The sequence below is a fragment of the Jejuia sp. G7-7 genome, assembly GCF_055808955.1.
This window is the reverse complement of sequence record NZ_JBVVSZ010000002.1, coordinates 1,009,723-1,027,348: the sequence shown is the minus strand read 5'-3', so window position 1 is coordinate 1,027,348 and position 17,626 is coordinate 1,009,723. Positions and strand designations below refer to the sequence as shown.

Below are 17,626 nucleotides of genomic sequence, written 5' to 3'. Positions count from 1 at the left end.
ATAATAGGTTTTCACGGATTTTAACTACGTGAGATTTCTTTTTATTTCTATATTTATCTTCTAAATACTTTACATGAAAAAAATAGTTGCACTCCTTATAACTGTTATACTCTCAACGTCGTTGTTTTCTCAAGAAAAAAGTTTGCTTTGGGAGATCTCAGGAAACGGATTAAAAAAACCATCTTACATTTACGGCACCATGCACGTGAGTAGTAAAGTGGCTTTTAGGCTGGATGATGTGTTCTATAAAGCTTTAGAGAAAAGTGAATGTATAGCTCTCGAATCTGATCCTACGCAATGGTTAAAATACATGCACGAAGATTTCGGTTTTAATGATAATGTAAATGACTATTTCTATAGCAATAACTTTTACTCCAATTTATTTAGGTTATCAGCTTTAGACCCAATACATATACGAAGTGTAATTAGATTTGACAACTATCTTATCAACAGTTATTTATATCGAAAAAAATCTAATGCTGATGATTTTGAAGAAGAAACCTATCTTGATATGTTTATTTATCAGGCAGGTAAAAAGAATAATAAACCCGTAATTGGTTTAGAAGATTTTAGAGAATCAAGATACCTTACAACAAAAGCTAGTTATAACATTAATAAGCGCAAACCCGATGATTGGTTTGTTAAGTTGATGGAAAAGAAAAATATGTATTTGTTTCAAGAGGATGTGTATCGAGAACGTGACATTGAATTGTTAGATTCTATTGGAGCAGCAACAAATACCAATTACTATAGAGAGCACATGTTATTTAAAAGAAACGAAAACATGGTTGATGTTTTAGATTCTATAATGCCCAAAAAAGTAGTTTTTTCAGGTGTGGGTGCTGCACATTTAGGTGGAGAAAAAGGGATGATTAACATGTTGAGAGAAAGAGGATACACACTTAAACCTTTGGTTTCTACACAAACAGATTATGCTAAAACTAAAAAAGAATATTTAGAAAACTCGTTTACAACACCTACACTATCTAATCACAACACTTCTGATGGTTTTTTAAGTGTTAAAAGCTTTGATGAATTAAGAGAATTTACTGCAGATGGTATTAAATATTACGTAGCTCCAGATATGACCAATGGTGCTTACTTAACTATAAATAGGCTAAATACTTTTGAGTATTTACCAAATGAAAAAGATAAAGTAGATTTAGATTATATTAAAAACTTACTCTACGAAGATGTTCCAGGAACTATTGTTGAGAAAAAAGAATTTAATCAACCTTTTCCGGGCATTAGTATTTTAAATAAAACTAAGAAAGGTGATTATCAAAAATACCACATCTATAAAACACCACTAGAGATTATTGTTATTAAGTTTGGAGGTAAAAAAGATTTTGTTCTACAATATGAAGCAGAAATTTTTAACTCTATAAAATTCAAATATTTTAGTAATACTATCGCTAAATTTACAGAACCTAACGGAAAATATTCATTTTTTTGCCCAGAAAACTTCATTACATCAAACTTAGAGCATCCTGGTAAAAAATTAGTGCAAGCTAAAACTGAGAATGGCTATTACTTTTTCCAAGAGTCACCGCAACACGACACTTCCTATATTGAAGAAGACGCTTTTGAAGCAAAATATATACATACAAGTTTCTACAAAAATTTAGAGATTAAAGATTATGATGGTCATTACGGTAACGGTAACTACAAAAGTTACATATCTTCTGTAATGTTAGATTCTACTCAAAACAAAAAGTTATGGTTAAAATCTGTTGTGAAAGATGGTAGTTATTATTTGTTAGGATTTTGTGGCACTCAAAAAAATAAAGCTACTTCCTATTTTGAATCCCTGCAATTTCAAGATGTTAGTTATGAGATATTTAAAAAAGAAATAGATACTTCTTTGAGTTTTACTGTTAACTCGCCTACAAAATCTCCACTTAAAGTCAGAGGACGATATAATAGCAGCAGAAACAAAAAACCGTATGATCAATCTGTTAAAAACACTACATATACTACTAAAGCTAATGAAAAAATTTCTATAAGAAGAACTAAATATCACGATTTAAAAATGTATGAAAACGTGGATAGTTTATGGAGTAGGCTTAATAAACGTAACAGTTTTTTAAATTATAAAAACCCGTTTTCAAATGAAAAATTCTTGACGGTTGATGAAAAAAAATATTCTAAAAATGGCACTAATTATTTAACTCATAAATTAAGAGACTCATTAAGTAATAAGGAAATTCTTGTTAAATATATTCAGAAAAAAGGTGTATTGTATAAACTCTCTGCCTTGACGGATTCCATAGGCAAACCTTCAAAATTTTTAACTGAGTTTTTCGATTCGTTTCAACCCATGGACACTCTTCTAGGAGAAGATATTTTTAAAGACAAGACAGAAGTATTTTTTGATGCTTTAGAAAACAACGATAGTATTGCTCTAAAAGGCTATACTGAACTTCTATTTACTGATAAACATTCTCCAAAAATTATTGATGTTCTAGAAAATTATGAGTTTTCAGATGAAAAAACGAATATTAAAAACTATTTGTTAAGACAACTTATCTTAAAAGATAAAAGCGAAGGCGTTAAAAATTTTGCACGGCAACTTTACCTAAAATCCTATTCAGATCCATCAATTCAAAATATCATTTTAAACACCTTTTTTCAAAGAAAAGATAAAGCGTCCTATGAATTTGTTTTGGAATTACTAGAAACAGATTTGCCTTTAGGAAGCAAAACACCGTCTTTTACTGCATATAGTGCAAAAGCTGATTCTTTAAAAAACGTAAAAGTATTATTTCCAGATTTACTAAATTTCTCTACCGTAGAAGATTACAAAAAGCCTATCTATAGACTTTTATCTAGATTATTAGACAGTAATACTGTTAAACCTAAAGTCTACAAAAAATTTAAAAAGCAAATAGTAAATGATGCGAAAATCCAAATTAAACGCAGCTTAGGAAACAAAAAAAGATATTCTTACAGCACAAGAAAAGATTTTGCCTTAGAAAATTATGTAAAATTATTATTCCCTTTTAGAGATGAAAAAGATGTTAAACTCTTTTATTTAAGATTGCTTGAAAGTGAAGATTGGGAAGCATTAACCACCTATTACACCCTTTTAAAATCTAATAAAGAACTCATAGTGGATAAATTAAAAGAAAAAACACTTTTAAATGAATCTGCGCAGCATTTACTGATTTCTAAGTTGAAAAAATATGAAGCTCTTGATAAAAATGAAACTTCAATAGTTGATTTGAAAACCTATGCACAGTCAAAATTATTTGCAAGTTCTAACTACAAGAAACCTGAAAATGAGATTGAATTTTTAGAAGAAAAAATTGTTGAAACAGATAATGGAAAACCTATTCGTCTATTCATATTTAAAAGAAAAAATAAGCGTAATAATAACGAAAATGAGTATTTACACACTATAGCTTTTGAAGATTCAAAAATAGAAACCTACAATTTAAAACCTTATTTTACAGGGATTAAAAGAGGTACTTCAATTTCTGGATTTAAAACCGAAGAAACTATTATTGAAGATACCATATTACTTATTACCCATAAAACCAGAAAACGGATTAAGCAAAATAGGTATTAAAAACTAAGACCATGAAACAATTAAAAATAGCACTATTATTAATTTTATTTTCTTGTTCTTACTGTTCTTCTAATCCGGAAAAAACTAAAATTCATGAGATTAAATTAAGCACAAAACACTCCATGATGATTCCCAATAATATTGTTAATATTACTTTAAAAAATCATCCTAGAAGTAAAGATAGAGTGGATGTTGAAGTGATTTCAAAACCTATGTACGATACGGCTGAATGGGAACATACTAAAATAGATACTGTATTTATAATCTCTAAAGCTACTTTTTTTAAAATTAGCAATGAGATTATGAATATAAAACAAAGTGATCTTTACGATAACATTAATGTCATGGGAGTTGACGGGTATACAACTCAGCTTGAGTTTGGAAATTCTTTTAACTCTATACGCTATAAAGTTTTTGGACCAGGTTATAATACTAAAGAAAGGAAATTAGAAAATTATCTAAAAGTGTGTGAGTTAATTATTGAATCAGCAAATTTAAAAGTTGAAGATATTTTAGTTAACTAACTTTTTATCTTATAATTCTTGTTTTTGATATAAACTAGGTCGATTTTCTTTAGGATTGCAATCTTGAAAAATACCACAAGACACATTAGTTCTTGCTAAAGATTTTCCATTATTAATGTTTTTTGATAAGGCTTCGATTTCTGGGGATAAGTATTTCATGTTTTGGGGTTTTATATTTTTACTTTAGTCTAAGATAACTTAAAAGGCTTACATTTTAAAATCTAACCCAAAGACATCACATATTTCTTAGGCGTAGTCCCATACTTCTTTTTAAAAGCAGCAATAAAATGACTAGATGTACTGTAACCTACCTTATGTCCTACTTCGTTTACATTATCGTTTCCTGCTTCTAACAATTTTCGGGCTACTTCCATCTTGTAATCAAATAGAAAACTAAACACAGAATCGCCATAAATTTGTTTGAACCCTTCTTTTAGTTTCTTGAGACTCAATCCTATTTCATCAGCTAATTCCTGTAAACTTGGTGGTTCTGCCATTCGAGAGACAATAATATCTTTAGCTTTTCTTATTTTAATAACATTGGTTTCATCTACTAAAAAAGGACATTGTTCAACATCAGCATCCTCACTTCTATTAAAATACAAGCTCAATAACTCGTATGCTTTTCCCTTAAAATACAATTCTTTTATTGATGAATTTAGACTGTAATTTATCAATTGATTCAAAACAATAGCCATGGATGGCGAAATAGCACCATCTTTATAATATTTTTTGTCTCTATTATCTTCACTTAAAAACGTAATATAATCGGCTTCTTGCGAAAACAAACCATGAAACTTCTTAATAGAAATTAATACTGAAACAATCCACGAGTTAGGTTCAACTTGCAAATCAATTGGTAATTCACGTTGAGGATTATAAAGTAATAATGAATTCTCTTCATGAATATCCAAAGCATATCTCCCCTGGTTAAACACAAATTTAGTGGCACCTTTAACACAAAAATGAAATTGTAAAAATGTGCTATCTATTTCTTTTACAACATTTTGAGCGACACTTTCATCATTCTTATACATTAAAATTAAAAAACCATCTTCAACCTTAGTTTCTTCAAAAGAACTTTTAGCGACACTTTTTTTGATGTTAAATTCTGAATTCATACTTTTTTATTTAGATTCGTTCTAAATTAAAACGATAAAATCGCCCTAATACACTACAAAAATATGACATTTATCATGTTTTAAGAAAAAACAACGTTAAAAAACCACAAACGATACTAAAAGTTCTTTGAGCGTTATTTTTATTTCAGCCTTAAACATATTTTTGTTTCACAATTTTCAGGTATAGCAATGCAGAAGTACAATATTTCAAGGAGTAGCTCTTTTTATGCCATTGGTTTAAGTTACAAAAAAGCCGATGCAGATATAAGAGGACACTTTAGTTTAGACGAAGACTCTAAACTAGCATTGTTAAATCAAGCTAAAGAAAATGATATTGAAAGCTTGGTAGTGACATCTACCTGTAACAGAACTGAAATCTACGGTTTTGCACAACACCCTTTTCAATTGATACAATTACTTTGTGACAACACAAGAGGAACTGTTGAAGAATTTCAAGAGGTGGCTTACGTTTATAAAAACAAAGATGCTATTGCGCACATGTTTCGTGTGGGTTCTGGTTTGGATAGTCAGATTCTAGGGGATTTTGAAATTATTAGTCAATTAAAATCTAGTACAAAACTTTCTAGAAAACATGGATTGCTCAATCATTTTACTGAGCGTTTAGTTAATGCTGTTATTCAGGCAAGCAAACGTATTAAAACGGAAACCGCTATTTCTTCAGGGGCAACCTCAGTATCTTTCGCTTCTGTGCAATATATCTTTAAGAATGTCGAAAATGTTTCTGATAAAAATATTTTGCTATTCGGAACAGGAAAAATAGGAAGAAACACATGTGAGAATTTGGTAAAGCATACCAAAAATGAGCACATTACTTTAATTAATAGAACTAAAGATAAGGCGGAACAAGTTGCTGGAAAATTCAACCTACTAGTTAAAGATTACGCTAATTTGCAAGAAGAAGTAAGCGAATCTGATATTTTAATAGTAGCTACTGGAGCCCAACGTCCTACAATTGACAAGCACCTTATTCAAACTAAAAAACCGCTTTTAATTTTAGATTTATCTATTCCTAAAAATGTGAATGAAAATGTTCAGGAATTAGATAATGTTTCATTGGTACATCTTGACTATTTATCGCAAATTACAGATGAAACCTTAGAAGCTCGAAAAGCACATATTCCTTCCGCGGAAGCGATTATAGAAGAAATAAAAGCAGAATTTAATAGTTGGCTAGAAACCAGAAAATTTGCACCTACAATAAAAGCTTTAAAACTTAAGCTTGCTGATTTTGCTACTGCTGAATTAGATACTCAGCGCAAAAAAATGTCTGACTTTAATGAAGAACAAGCAGAAGTAATCAGCAATAAAATCATTCAAAAAATTACGAATCATTTTGCGCATCATTTAAAAGATGATGCTGTTTCTACAGATGATAGTCTGGAACTTATTAAAAAAGTATTCCAATTAGAACCTACAACAAAAAATGTCTAAAACCATTAGAATTGGCACACGCGATAGTGAATTAGCACTATGGCAAGCCAACATAGTTAAAAAATTACTTGAAGAAGCTGGTCATAAAACAGAACTTGTTCCTGTAAAATCTACAGGCGATTTAGTCTTAGACAAGCCACTTTACGAATTAGGCATTACAGGTATTTTTACACGTACTTTGGATATCGCTATGTTAAATCATGATATTGATATTGCTGTACACTCTTTAAAAGATGTGCCTACAGTTTTACCAAAAGGCATTGTACAAGCAGCTGTTTTAAAACGTGGTAACGTAAATGACACGCTTGTTTTTAAAGACAATGAAGAGTTTCTAGGCGCAAAAGACGCTGTTATTGCAACAGGTAGTTTACGCCGACGCGCACAATGGCTTAACCGTTTTCCAACACATACTATTACAGATTTAAGAGGCAATGTAAATTCGCGTTTACAAAAACTTGAAGATAACGATTGGAACGGCGCTATTTTCGCCGCTGCAGGTATTGGCAGAATTGGTATAAGACCAGAAGAAGCTATTAATCTCGATTGGATGATTCCTGCTCCTGCTCAAGGTGCCATAATGATTACTGCTCTTGAAGAAGATGACTTTGTAAAAGAAGCTTGTGCTGAACTAAACCACGAAGAAACCGAAATTTGCACCTCTATTGAGCGTGAATTTTTAAATAAACTAGAAGGCGGTTGTACCGCACCAATAGGCGCTTTAGCATACATTAAAGATGAAGAAATCAACTTTAAAGGGGTGCTTTTAAGTCCTGATGGAACCAAAAGAATTGATGTTACCAGAGTTAAAAAACTAGGCGAACATAGCGATATGGCGCAATTTTGTGCCGATTTTGTTATTGAACGTGGTGGTAAACGTTTAATGGATAAGATTAAAAACTCGGATAAGAAAACGAATGTATTTTCTACAAAGAGTTTTACGGAAGACCAGCGTTTACTATTTCATGAAAAGGTGGTTGCTGAAAGTTCAGATTTTATAAAAATAAGTTTGAATAGAATTCATCCTCGTATCCTAAAAAATGAAATTCAAAATGTAGTGATTACCAGCAAAAATGCTGTGGAATCATTAACAACAAACTATTCAGCAATAGAATTACAGTTTAAAAACATCTACTGTGTAGGCAGAAGAACCAAACGTTTAGTAGAAAACAAAATAGGTAAGGTAACACACACCGAAAAAAACGCGAAAAAACTAGCGGAGTATTTGGTAGAATTTATGGAAGGGACTGAAGTCAATTACTTTTGTAGCGACATCAGATTAGATGCCTTACCAACTATTTTATCCGAAAACAATATAAAAGTTAACGAAGTTGAAGCTTACCAAACCAAATATGATGGCTTTAAAGTTGATGATTCGGTAGAAAGTGCGATGTTTTACAGTCCTTCAACTGTTGAAAGTTTTGTACGCAGCAATAAAGGAGAAGTGATCGCTTTTTGCATTGGCGAAACTACAGCTAAAGAAGCTAGTAAGCACTTTAAAGATGTTCGGGTTGCTAAAGTTCCAACTGTAGAAAGTGTGATTGAGTTGGTTAATGCACATTATGTTTAGTTGTTGTCATGCTGAACTCGTTTCAGCATCTAATAATATTTAAGTTTCAATTAATAAGATTCCTGCTTTCGCAGGAATGACAAAAGATATGATAAAGAACGATTTATTTTTAAGAGCATTAAAAGGAGAAACCGTTAACCGTCCACCAGTATGGATGATGCGTCAAGCAGGTCGCTACCTTCCAGAATTCATGGAAATTAAGGCAAAATACGATTTCTTTACCCGCTGCCAAACCCCAGAATTAGCTAGTGAAATTACCGTGCAACCCATCCGCAGATACGGAATGGACGCCGCTATTTTATTCTGTGATATTTTGGTCATTCCGCAAGCTATGAATATTGAGGTGCAAATGAAACCAAATTTTGGCCCGTATTTACCAAATCCTGTGCGCTCTCAAAAAGATGTAGATAACGTAATTGTTCCAGACGTAAAAGACAGTCTGAGCTACGTTTACGAAGCCATAAAAGCAACCAAAGAAAAACTTAACGATGAAATTCCGTTAATAGGATTTGCTGGTTCGCCATGGACCATTTTATGCTATTGCGTGCAAGGACAAGGCAGTAAAAACTTCGATAAAGCCAAAGAATTTTGCTTTACTAACCCTATTGCAGCACACCAATTATTACAAAAAATCACAGACACCACTATTGCTTATCTAAAAGAAAAAGTAAAAGCAGGTTGTAACGCTGTGCAGGTTTTCGATTCTTGGGGAGGCATGCTTTCTCCAGTCGATTATCAAGAATTTTCGTGGCAATATATCCAACAAATCATTGATGCTTTAAAAGACGATGCACCTGTTATCGCTTTCGGAAAAGGCTGCTGGTTTGCCCTTGGCGAAATGGCAAAATCTGGTGCTTCGGCTTTAGGTGTAGACTGGACATGTTCTGCCCAAAACGCTCGTTATTTAACTGGTGGAAACATTACGCTACAAGGAAATTTCGACCCTACCCGTCTGTTTTCGCCACCCGCAGAAATCAAGAAAATGGTACACCAAATGATTAACGATTTTGGTAAAGACAAATACATCGTAAACCTTGGCCACGGTATTTTACCCAACATTGGCTTGGATAATGCCAAGGCGTTTATCGATGCCGTTAAGGAATACGGAAATTAAAATATTTTGGGCGTCTGCCTGTCGGTAGGCAGGTTACCTACTTTTTTATGTAACATTAGGTTTCAAAAATCTACTTATCGTTGTAAAAAAGTAGTTCGGGCTTTCGGCAGTCGCTTCCCGATAAAAAAATCGGGAGAGCTTCAACAAATGCCTCAATCCCTAACGCAAAACTAGCGTCATGATTAAAAACATCATTTCAGGAATTAAAGCATACTTCGGTGCTTTCAGCTTAATTTCAAAATTAAAACTCTGGAAGTATTTTGCTATTCCTATGCTCATAAGCTTCATAACAGCCATCGTTGTTTTTGGTTCAGCTTACGGATTATCTGATAATATTGGTGGATTCATTTCAAAAATATGGATTTGGGATTGGGGAAAAGACACTTTTTCGTCCATTAGCAATTTTATAGGTGGATTAATAATTGTGGTAATCGGTCTCATCCTTTTCAAACACATCATAATGGCATTATCAGCACCATTTATGAGTCCTGTGTCCGAAAAAATTGAAGCACATTTTACAGGCAATCCAGCACATTCGCATAGAGACACAACCTTTATGCAACAGCTTATGCGAGGGATTAAAATTAATGGTAGAAATTTATTCATGGAATTGTTGCTTACTATTCCTATTCTGCTTTTAAAGTTTATTCCCGTAGTCAACATTTTTTCAACCCTATTACTCTTTATGGTTCAAGCCTATTATGCTGGCTTTGGTAATATGGATTATACTTTAGAGCGCCATTTTCAATACAAAGAAAGCTTACAATTTGTACGTAAACATAGAGGATTAGCCATTGGCAACGGTATTGTATTTATTCTGTTTTTATTAATCCCGGTAATTGGTGTAATTTTAGTGCTGCCGTTGTCGGTTACAGCTGCTTCAACAAGAACAGTAGAGGCGCTTCAACTTAAAAATAAACCTGTAAATGCAGCTTAATTTTAGTTCATATTATATAACCCCTATTCTTCCAAAAGACGGATGGCATATCTGCAACTTTGCAGTAGCCAATGAAGACCGATTAAAACGCTATTTCCCAAAAACGTTAGAGCAAAATTTAACGCCTGATTTATCAAATCATTTTGTCTCAAAAATGATTAAGCAATTTGAAGCTAAAGAGGTTTTTTATTCACTTTAAGAGAAAAAGAATCTCGTAAATTAGTTGGATTAGTTTACATCAAAGAAGTCGATTGGACTAAAAAACAAGGCGAATTTGCCTATGCTATCGATTATAATGTTGAAGGCAAAGGCTTAACAACGGAAGCTGTAAAACTATTATCAGACTATGCTTTTGAAACTCTAGGTTTAGAAACTTTGCAAATTATAGTTCATAAAAGTAATATAGGTAGTTTAAAAGTTGCTGAAAACAATAATTTTACTTGGATAAAAACACTTAAAAATGAGTTTACACCTCCAGGAGAAAAGCCTCTAAACATGGAACTATATGAACTTTATAAAGAAATTGAGTAATGAAAGATAAATTTTTCCAGTATATACAGAATTTACAAGATAGCATCACATCAAAATTGGAAGCTATTGACGGTAAAGCAAAATTTCAAGAAGATATTTGGAAACGACCAGAAGGTGGTGGCGGACGTACACGCGTTATTGAAAACGGTAATGTTTTTGAAAAAGGTGGTGTGAATATTTCAGGTGTTCATGGAAAACTACCAAAATCAATGCAAGCCTATTTTAAAGTAGGCGATGTCGATTTTTTGCCTGCGGTCTAAGTTTGGTATTGCACCTAAAAATCCAATGGTGCCAACCGTTCATGCGAATTGGCGCTATTTTGAAATGTATGACGAAAACGGAAATATTATTGATAGCTGGTTTGGTGGCGGACAAGACCTAACACCTTATTACTTGTTTGAAGACGATGCAAAACACTTCCATCAAACCTGTAAAACAGCTTGTGATAAGCACAATCCAGAATTTTACCCGACCTATAAAAAACGCTGTGATGAGTACTTTTACAACGCACACCGAAACGAAGGCAGAGGTTTAGGCGGTTTATTTTTCGATTATTGTAAAGCTTCAGACGATATGACTATGGAAAATTGGTATAACTTTGTAACTGAAGTTGGCGATAGTTTCTTAGAAGCTTATACTCCAATTGTTGAAAAACGAAAAGATTTAAGCTATACAGAAGCTAATCGTAATTGGCAAGAAATCCGTCGAGGACGCTATGTTGAATTCAATTTAGTACATGATAAAGGCACGCTGTTTGGATTAAAAACCAACGGACGAATTGAAAGTATTTTAATGAGTTTACCGCCGCATGTGCAATGGGTGTATGATCACCACCCAGAAAAAGGAAGTAAAGAAGAAGAATTAATTGAAGTATTGAAAAATCCAATAGATTGGGTTTAACTTTGTCATTCAGAACGAAGTGAAGAATCTCAAAACCTAGATTCTTCGTTTTACTCAGAATGACATAAAATAATAACTATGTTCCCATTAAGAAGAAACCGAAGATTAAGAACCAACGAAGCCATTCGCTCATTAGTTCGCGAAACCATAATCACACCTAACGATTTTTTAGTACCGCTTTTTGTGGTAGAAGGTAAAGGCATAAAAGATGAAATACCATCAATGCCAAATTACTTTCGTTACAGTTTAGATCTGTTAGAAGGCGAAATAAAAGAACTTTGGAAACTCGGTTTAAAATCGGTGTTGCTTTTGTTAAAGTGTCTGATAACTTAAAAGACAATAAAGGCACAGAGGCGCTTAACCCAAACGGATTGATGCAACGTGCCATTAAAACCGTGAAAAATGCATGCCCTGATATGTTAGTGATGACCGATGTGGCTCTAGACCCATATTCGGCTTACGGACACGACGGTATTATTGAAAACGGACAAATAATAAACGATGAAACTGCTGAAGTTTTAGCAGAAATGAGTATTTCTCATGTACAGGCTGGTGCCGATTTTGTGGCGCCTAGTGATATGATGGACGGACGTATTTTAACCATTCGAGAAGCTCTAGAAGATGAAGGTTATACCAATACAGGCATTATGAGTTATTCAGCTAAATATGCCTCTGCTTTTTATGGCCCTTTTAGAGATGCTCTAGATTCAGCTCCTGTAGATATTCAAGATATTCCAAAGGACAAAAAAACCTATCAAATGGATTATGGCAACCGTTTTGAAGCCATTAGAGAAACCGAAATGGATATTGATGAAGGCGCCGATATCGTCATGGTAAAACCAGGTATTTCATATTTAGATATTTTAAGAGAAATTAAAAATGAAGTGGATGTGCCTGTAGCTGTTTACCAAGTATCTGGAGAATATGCTATGATAAAAGCAGCTGCTGAAAAGGGTTGGTTAGATCACGACCAAGTCATGCTGGAAACTACAACCGCTTTCAAGCGTGCAGGCGCAGATATTATAGCATCTTATTTTGCTAAGGATGTTATAAAATTGATTTCGTAAATTAGCCATCAACTAAAACCTATTTAATGAGCGCATTAATTTTTTGGGCAACCATTTCTATTTTCTTTTCCTTTTTATGTTCTATTCTTGAAGCTGTTTTACTAAGTGTTACACCAACATTTATAAATGTAAAAAAGCAAGAAGGTAAAGACTATGCTTTAACTTTAGAGAAACTAAAAAAAGACGTTGATAAACCACTAATAGCCATACTTACACTAAACACCATTGCGCATACTTTAGGTGCAATGATGGTGGGTATTGAAGCGGAAAAACTACCCTTTGAGTGGAATATATTGGGTATTAACACCGTTGGTATTGTTTCAGCAATTATGACGTTTTTAATTTTAGTCGCTTCAGAAATTATTCCAAAAACCATTGGTGCTACTTACTGGAAAAAACTGGCAAATTTCACTTCAAAAGCGTTAACTATTTTGATTTTTCCTTTAAAATGGACAGGGATTTTATGGCTACTTCAACTCACAACTAAATTAATTGGTGGTAAAGGTCATGGAAGTGTTTTAAGTCGTGAAGGTTTCTTGGTAATGACAGATATGGCTCATGAAGAAGGGGTTTTTCAAGAAAACGAAAGCAAAATCATTAAAAACTTATTGACGTTCAAAGAGATTTTTGCCAAAGATGTGATGACACCTCGAACAGTCATGAAAACTGAAAATGAAAAAGTGACTGTTGAAGATTTTTTAAAAGAAATTTGAATCTTAGATTTTCAAGAATTCCAGTTTACACAAACGATTCTGATAATATTACAGGTTTGGTTTTAAAAGATGAAGTTTACAAAGAAATGGCGCTTGATAACAACTCTAAAAAATTGTCAGAAATTAAACGAGATATTATTGTTGTTGATAGAAATCTCCCAATACCAACTTTATTTGAAAAACTTGTTGAATCTAGAAACCACATGGCTTTAGTGGTTGATGAGTATGGCTCTGTTAGTGGTTTGGTAACTATGGAAGATGTTATAGAAACCTTACTTGGATTAGAGATTATGGATGAAAGTGATAACGTTTCAGATCTGCAACATTTTGCTAGAAAAAGCTGGGAAACTCGCGCTAAAAAATTGGGTCTTATTGAAGAAGATAAAACTTCTGAATAATGGAGGAATGTATCATCAAATCGCCTTTAGGATTTACCAAAATTATTGGGGATGAAGATGGTATTGCTTCAGTTACGGTTCTTAATTCAGAAGAAAAAATTACAGATATTATTCCTGTAGAATTAGAAGATTGTGTCATTCAACTCAATGAGTATTTTGAAGGGACTCGTAAACAATTCAACTTAAAATTAAATCCTCAAGGGACCGATTTTCAAAAGAACGTTTGGAGTCACCTTGAACAAATTCCCTACGGTAAAACAACATCTTACTTAGAGCTGTCAAAACAAATTGGTGATGTAAAAGCAATTCGAGCAGTAGCTAGTGCTAATGGTAAAAACCCGCTTTGGATTATAGTTCCATGTCATCGTGTTATAGGGAGTGATGGCTCACTTACTGGTTATGCTGGGGGGCTTCCCAGAAAAAAGTGGCTTCTAGATCATGAGAACCCATACAAGCAATTATCGCTTTTCTAGAAATAAGAAATTAAAGGTTCAACTTTAATCCCTATCTTTATGTACGTTTAATTGTACACAGATGAAATCATTAAAAAAAACAGTAAAGTGGTTTGTAATTAGCCTTGCATGCATAATTCTTTTACTTTATATTTTTGGATATGGTTATATTTTAAGGGGTGTACGAATTGTTTATTTTACAGGCCACACAACAGCTTTTATTGATGACTATCCCTATTTTGAGAATGATACCATTAAAAAAGGAAAACATACTGATGACTGGCTAAAACATAAAGCATATAACTCAGTATCAGAAACCAAAAAACTTCAAGGAACCAATAAAGCATTAGGTACAATTGCTTACCTCATCATAAAAAATGATAGTATTTGGTTTGAAAATTACTATGATGGTTTTAACGAAAACTCTAAGACCAATTCATTTTCAATGGCAAAAAGCATTACCTGTGCTTTGTTAGGTAAAGCCATTAAAGAAGGTTATATCAAAGATTTAAACCAACCATTGAGTGATTTCTACTCTGAGTTTTCTGGAGCTAAAACTACAGTAGGGGATTTAGCATCTATGGCGTCAGGTTTAGATTGGGTAGAGCATTACAAAAACCCATTTTCTATTACTGCAAAAGCAAATTACAGTTCTAATTTGGCAGAGGTTATGTTAGATAGGAAAATAACTGGTACTCCAGGAAAAGCTTTTAATTACAAAAGTGGGAACACACAATTATTGGGCATGGTCATCCAAAAAGCAACAGGGAGAAAATTAGCCAACTACCTTTCCGAAAGTTTTTGGCAACCCATGGGTATGGCGCACGATGCACTTTGGCAAGTAGATGATGAAAAAAACAGACTTGCAAAAGCATTTACCGCTATTTCAAGTAATGCTAAAGATTTTGCGCGATTTGGAAAACTTTATAAAGACTTCGGAAAATGGAATGGCAAACAAGTACTCGATTCAAGTTTCGTAGCAAAATCTATAAGACCAAGATTTGCTGAAAATCCAAGATATGGGTATGGTTTTTGGCTTAAAAACATAGGAAATAAAAACTTTTTCATGATGCGTGGTCACTTGGGGCAATACGTAATTGTTGAACCTAACGATAATGTAATTATTGTAAGACTTGGACACCGTAAAGGACCTGGAAATCCTATTGCTAGATTTACAGATGATATCACTATTTATATTGAAGAGGCTTATAAAATGTTAGAACATGATTAGTAAACTTCATTTAGAAAACATTTTATTTCTGGATATTGAAACCGTTCCAGAAACACGATATTTTTCTGATTTGGACGAAACCAAGCAAGCACTATGGGAACACAAATCTCAATACCAACGTAAAGATGATTTTACTGCCGAAGAATTTTATGATCGTGCTGGAATTTGGGCAGAATTTGGTAAAATTGTATGTATTTCGGTAGGTTATTTTACCTTTCAAGGCGATTTAAGAAAATTTAGAGTTACTACTTTTTATGGCGATGAAATCACTATCCTTAAAGATTTTAAAAACTTATTGATTTCACATTTTAGTCAGAATAAACATTTATTATGTGCCCATAATGGAAAGGAATTAACCTAATATATTTATATATTACATAAAATTTTTGTATTATATTTAACTTATAATTGAATATAATGGATTTAGCTGTAGCTTATGTCAGAGTATCTTCTAAAAATCAAGATATAGGAAGACAAGAAAAGGAACTGGAAGAATATGCTCAAACCAAAAATTTCAAAATTGTAAAGCACTTTCAAGATGTTATTTCAGCTTCTAAATCAGGTATTAATGAAAGAAAAGGGTTTAACAAACTAAAAGAATATCTGAATAATAAAAAAGATGTAAAACACATTTTAGTACATGAAGTTTCAAGATTAGGAGAAAGAGTTTTGAAGTTCAAAATACAATTGAAGAATTCCATTTATTAGGTATAAACATTCACTTTAAAGACCTAGATAAATCCACTTTAGACAAAGACGGTAATAAAAGCTTTGAGTCAAATCTAATTATATCTATTCTTGGAACAATGGCCGAGAATGAAACTAGACTATTAGCCTCAAGAATAAAATCTGGACTACTCAATAGTGCTAGAAAAGGCTTAGCTTTTAGTGATAAGATAACTGGTTACAAAAAGGGGAATGATGGTAGACCTATAATTGATGAAGATGAAGCACCAATGGTCAGAAGAATGTACGAGCTAGCCTCTGAAAAAACAAGTTTATACTTTATATCAAAAACAATCGAATCTGAATTTGGACGCTCAATAAATTCTAAAACCATTAGTGGAATTATAAAAAACCCGTTTTATAAAGGAGAGAGAAAGTACTTGGGTGAGACAATACAAGTTGATGAGATTATTGACAAAGAAAGTTGGGATAAGGCAAACGATTTTTTACTTAGTAGAAAGAACTTCACAAAAAGATATCGTGTGAATGAGAATATTGTTGAGGGTAAAATTGTATGTTACAATTGTGATAATCCAATGTATCAAGTTGTCATTAAGAAAGGAAGGTCTAATATGTTCAAATGTAGTAAATCATGTTCTAATTCAACTTCAGTTAATAGACCATGGTTATATGAAATGATTAGATATGTTATAGATAAACACACTAAACATCTAAATGATGAAGAATTTAAACATGATTTAAATAAAAAAATTGAAGAAAACCAACAATACATTTTAGATTTAAAGAGCAAGAAAATAAGGAATGAAGATGCGCTTGTCAATAATTATGAAAAATACATAACAAATGAAGTTAAAGAATTTATCTATTTAAGACTCAATAAAAAGCTGGAGACCGAATTAGATAGCATTGAAGAAAAGTTAAAAGAATGTATATCAAAAAATGATTCCTATAAACTGGCTTTAAAGTCGAAACCACAACATTTTAGTGACGACTTAAAAACATACAAAGTACAAATACAAGACATTTTAGATGAGGTTGAAGTATCTGACGACTTTATTTCTATTAACATTAATGGTGTTGTTAAGTATACAATTCCAAAATTAAGTCCATCTAAAATAGGTTGGGCTAACAGGAAAAACAAAGGTTTAAATAAAATGGTTTTTAAAAGCCCTTTTACGACTGGAGTAAAAATCACTAATCTTTTAAGTGATGATGAATTAGAAATGATGATACATAATGAAGTTAATTATGATTCTATTTTATCAGACCCTAAAATGAGCTACATTGACCCAAATGTACGTGGTCTTAAATAAGAAAGCACTTTGTTTTAAGAAGATAAAAATCGACCTAAAAGTTGATTA

General features: G+C 32.6%; 13 protein-coding genes and 5 pseudogenes. 16 read left to right on the top strand and 2 right to left on the bottom strand.

The annotated features are described in order from the left end of the window. Nucleotides 1-73 precede the first annotated feature (73 nt). Entirely contained in the window at nt 74-3,571 is a 3,498-nt protein-coding gene (locus AC0L5U_RS14875) for a TraB/GumN family protein (protein WP_473417227.1), read from the top strand. 11 nt (nt 3,572-3,582) lie between these two features. Then, nucleotides 3,583-4,095 carry a hypothetical protein gene (locus tag AC0L5U_RS14870; protein WP_473417226.1) on the top strand — a complete coding sequence of 171 codons (513 nt, stop codon included), beginning with the start codon at nt 3,583-3,585 and terminating at the stop codon, nt 4,093-4,095. Nucleotides 4,096-4,104: 9 nt separating this feature from the next. On the opposite strand, the gene AC0L5U_RS14865 is transcribed toward AC0L5U_RS14870, so the two are convergent. Next, nucleotides 4,105-4,254 carry a hypothetical protein gene (locus AC0L5U_RS14865; RefSeq protein ID WP_473417225.1) on the bottom strand — a complete coding sequence of 50 codons (150 nt, stop codon included), beginning with the start codon at nt 4,252-4,254 and terminating at the stop codon, nt 4,105-4,107. Nucleotides 4,255-4,316: 62 nt separating this feature from the next. Continuing rightward, nucleotides 4,317-5,216, bottom strand: a complete 900-nt coding sequence (locus AC0L5U_RS14860; RefSeq protein WP_473417223.1) for a helix-turn-helix transcriptional regulator — start codon at nt 5,214-5,216, stop codon at nt 4,317-4,319. Nucleotides 5,217-5,405: 189 nt separating this feature from the next. Here AC0L5U_RS14860 and hemA point away from each other — a divergent pair, with 189 nt between their 5' ends. The 14 genes and pseudogenes from hemA to AC0L5U_RS14790 all read left to right on the top strand — a co-directional run bounded on the left by hemA (nt 5,406) and on the right by AC0L5U_RS14790 (nt 17,578). Beyond that, nucleotides 5,406-6,668: a glutamyl-tRNA reductase gene (hemA, locus tag AC0L5U_RS14855; RefSeq protein WP_473417222.1), complete on the top strand. Its 1,263-nt coding sequence runs from the start codon at nt 5,406-5,408 to the stop codon at nt 6,666-6,668. Then, the gene (gene hemC / locus AC0L5U_RS14850) at nt 6,661-8,235 is read left to right on the top strand and encodes a hydroxymethylbilane synthase (RefSeq protein ID WP_473417220.1); all 1,575 of its coding nucleotides are present in this window, start codon (nt 6,661-6,663) and stop codon (nt 8,233-8,235) included. The genes hemA and hemC overlap by 8 nt, the downstream gene beginning before the upstream one ends. An 88-nt stretch (nt 8,236-8,323) precedes the next feature. After that, nucleotides 8,324-9,349, top strand: coding sequence for a uroporphyrinogen decarboxylase (gene hemE, locus AC0L5U_RS14845; RefSeq protein ID WP_473417219.1), 1,026 nt, complete (start codon nt 8,324-8,326; stop codon nt 9,347-9,349). A gap of 178 nt (nt 9,350-9,527) precedes the next feature. Beyond that, on the top strand, nt 9,528-10,286 hold the full coding sequence (locus tag AC0L5U_RS14840; RefSeq protein ID WP_473417218.1) for an EI24 domain-containing protein: 759 nt from the start codon (nt 9,528-9,530) through the stop codon (nt 10,284-10,286). After that, on the top strand, nt 10,276-10,485 hold the full coding sequence (locus AC0L5U_RS14835) for a hypothetical protein (protein ID WP_473417217.1): 210 nt from the start codon (nt 10,276-10,278) through the stop codon (nt 10,483-10,485). The genes AC0L5U_RS14840 and AC0L5U_RS14835 overlap by 11 nt, the downstream gene beginning before the upstream one ends. A gap of 38 nt (nt 10,486-10,523) precedes the next feature. After that, nucleotides 10,524-10,817 (top strand): GNAT family N-acetyltransferase, encoded by a 294-nt coding sequence (locus AC0L5U_RS14830; RefSeq protein WP_473418305.1) that lies wholly within the window; start codon nt 10,524-10,526, stop codon nt 10,815-10,817. Continuing rightward, nucleotides 10,817-11,717, top strand: a pseudogene (gene hemF / locus AC0L5U_RS14825) (oxygen-dependent coproporphyrinogen oxidase). Before AC0L5U_RS14830 ends, hemF begins: the two are co-directional and overlap by 1 nt. Nucleotides 11,718-11,795: 78 nt before the next feature. After that, nucleotides 11,796-12,784, top strand: a pseudogene (gene hemB, locus AC0L5U_RS14820) (porphobilinogen synthase). A 26-nt stretch (nt 12,785-12,810) separates the two neighbouring features. After that, nucleotides 12,811-13,895: pseudogene (locus AC0L5U_RS14815) on the top strand (CNNM domain-containing protein). After that, nucleotides 13,895-14,368 (top strand): methylated-DNA--[protein]-cysteine S-methyltransferase, encoded by a 474-nt coding sequence (locus tag AC0L5U_RS14810; protein WP_473417216.1) that lies wholly within the window; start codon nt 13,895-13,897, stop codon nt 14,366-14,368. Before AC0L5U_RS14815 ends, AC0L5U_RS14810 begins: the two are co-directional and overlap by 1 nt. A gap of 61 nt (nt 14,369-14,429) precedes the next feature. Continuing rightward, nucleotides 14,430-15,578: a serine hydrolase domain-containing protein gene (locus tag AC0L5U_RS14805; RefSeq protein WP_473417214.1), complete on the top strand. Its 1,149-nt coding sequence runs from the start codon at nt 14,430-14,432 to the stop codon at nt 15,576-15,578. Continuing rightward, nucleotides 15,571-15,930: pseudogene (locus tag AC0L5U_RS14800) on the top strand (3'-5' exonuclease family protein); the annotation flags it as partial. The gene AC0L5U_RS14805 and the pseudogene AC0L5U_RS14800, both read left to right, overlap by 8 nt. A gap of 65 nt (nt 15,931-15,995) precedes the next feature. Then, nucleotides 15,996-16,396, top strand: a pseudogene (locus AC0L5U_RS14795) (recombinase family protein); the annotation flags it as partial. After that, nucleotides 16,385-17,578, top strand: coding sequence for a recombinase family protein (locus tag AC0L5U_RS14790; protein WP_473418304.1), 1,194 nt, complete (start codon nt 16,385-16,387; stop codon nt 17,576-17,578). The pseudogene AC0L5U_RS14795 and the gene AC0L5U_RS14790, both read left to right, overlap by 12 nt. Nucleotides 17,579-17,626 lie beyond the last annotated feature (48 nt).

What these genes read in the sequence shown, in the direction of transcription:
- hemC (WP_473417220.1), top strand. Translation starts at nt 6,661, where the DNA reads ATGTCTAAAACCATTAGAATTGGCACACGCGATAGTGAATTAGCACTA.
- AC0L5U_RS14840 (WP_473417218.1), top strand. Translation starts at nt 9,528, where the DNA reads ATGATTAAAAACATCATTTCAGGAATTAAAGCATACTTCGGTGCTTTC.
- AC0L5U_RS14860 (WP_473417223.1), bottom strand. Translation starts at nt 5,216, where the DNA reads ATGAATTCAGAATTTAACATCAAAAAAAGTGTCGCTAAAAGTTCTTTT.
- AC0L5U_RS14865 (WP_473417225.1), bottom strand. Translation starts at nt 4,254, where the DNA reads ATGAAATACTTATCCCCAGAAATCGAAGCCTTATCAAAAAACATTAAT.
- AC0L5U_RS14835 (WP_473417217.1), top strand. Translation starts at nt 10,276, where the DNA reads ATGCAGCTTAATTTTAGTTCATATTATATAACCCCTATTCTTCCAAAA.
- AC0L5U_RS14870 (WP_473417226.1), top strand. Translation starts at nt 3,583, where the DNA reads ATGAAACAATTAAAAATAGCACTATTATTAATTTTATTTTCTTGTTCT.
- AC0L5U_RS14810 (WP_473417216.1), top strand. Translation starts at nt 13,895, where the DNA reads ATGGAGGAATGTATCATCAAATCGCCTTTAGGATTTACCAAAATTATT.
- AC0L5U_RS14790 (WP_473418304.1), top strand. Translation starts at nt 16,385, where the DNA reads ATGGCCGAGAATGAAACTAGACTATTAGCCTCAAGAATAAAATCTGGA.
- hemA (WP_473417222.1), top strand. Translation starts at nt 5,406, where the DNA reads ATGCAGAAGTACAATATTTCAAGGAGTAGCTCTTTTTATGCCATTGGT.
- hemE (WP_473417219.1), top strand. Translation starts at nt 8,324, where the DNA reads ATGATAAAGAACGATTTATTTTTAAGAGCATTAAAAGGAGAAACCGTT.
- AC0L5U_RS14805 (WP_473417214.1), top strand. Translation starts at nt 14,430, where the DNA reads ATGAAATCATTAAAAAAAACAGTAAAGTGGTTTGTAATTAGCCTTGCA.
- AC0L5U_RS14875 (WP_473417227.1), top strand. Translation starts at nt 74, where the DNA reads ATGAAAAAAATAGTTGCACTCCTTATAACTGTTATACTCTCAACGTCG.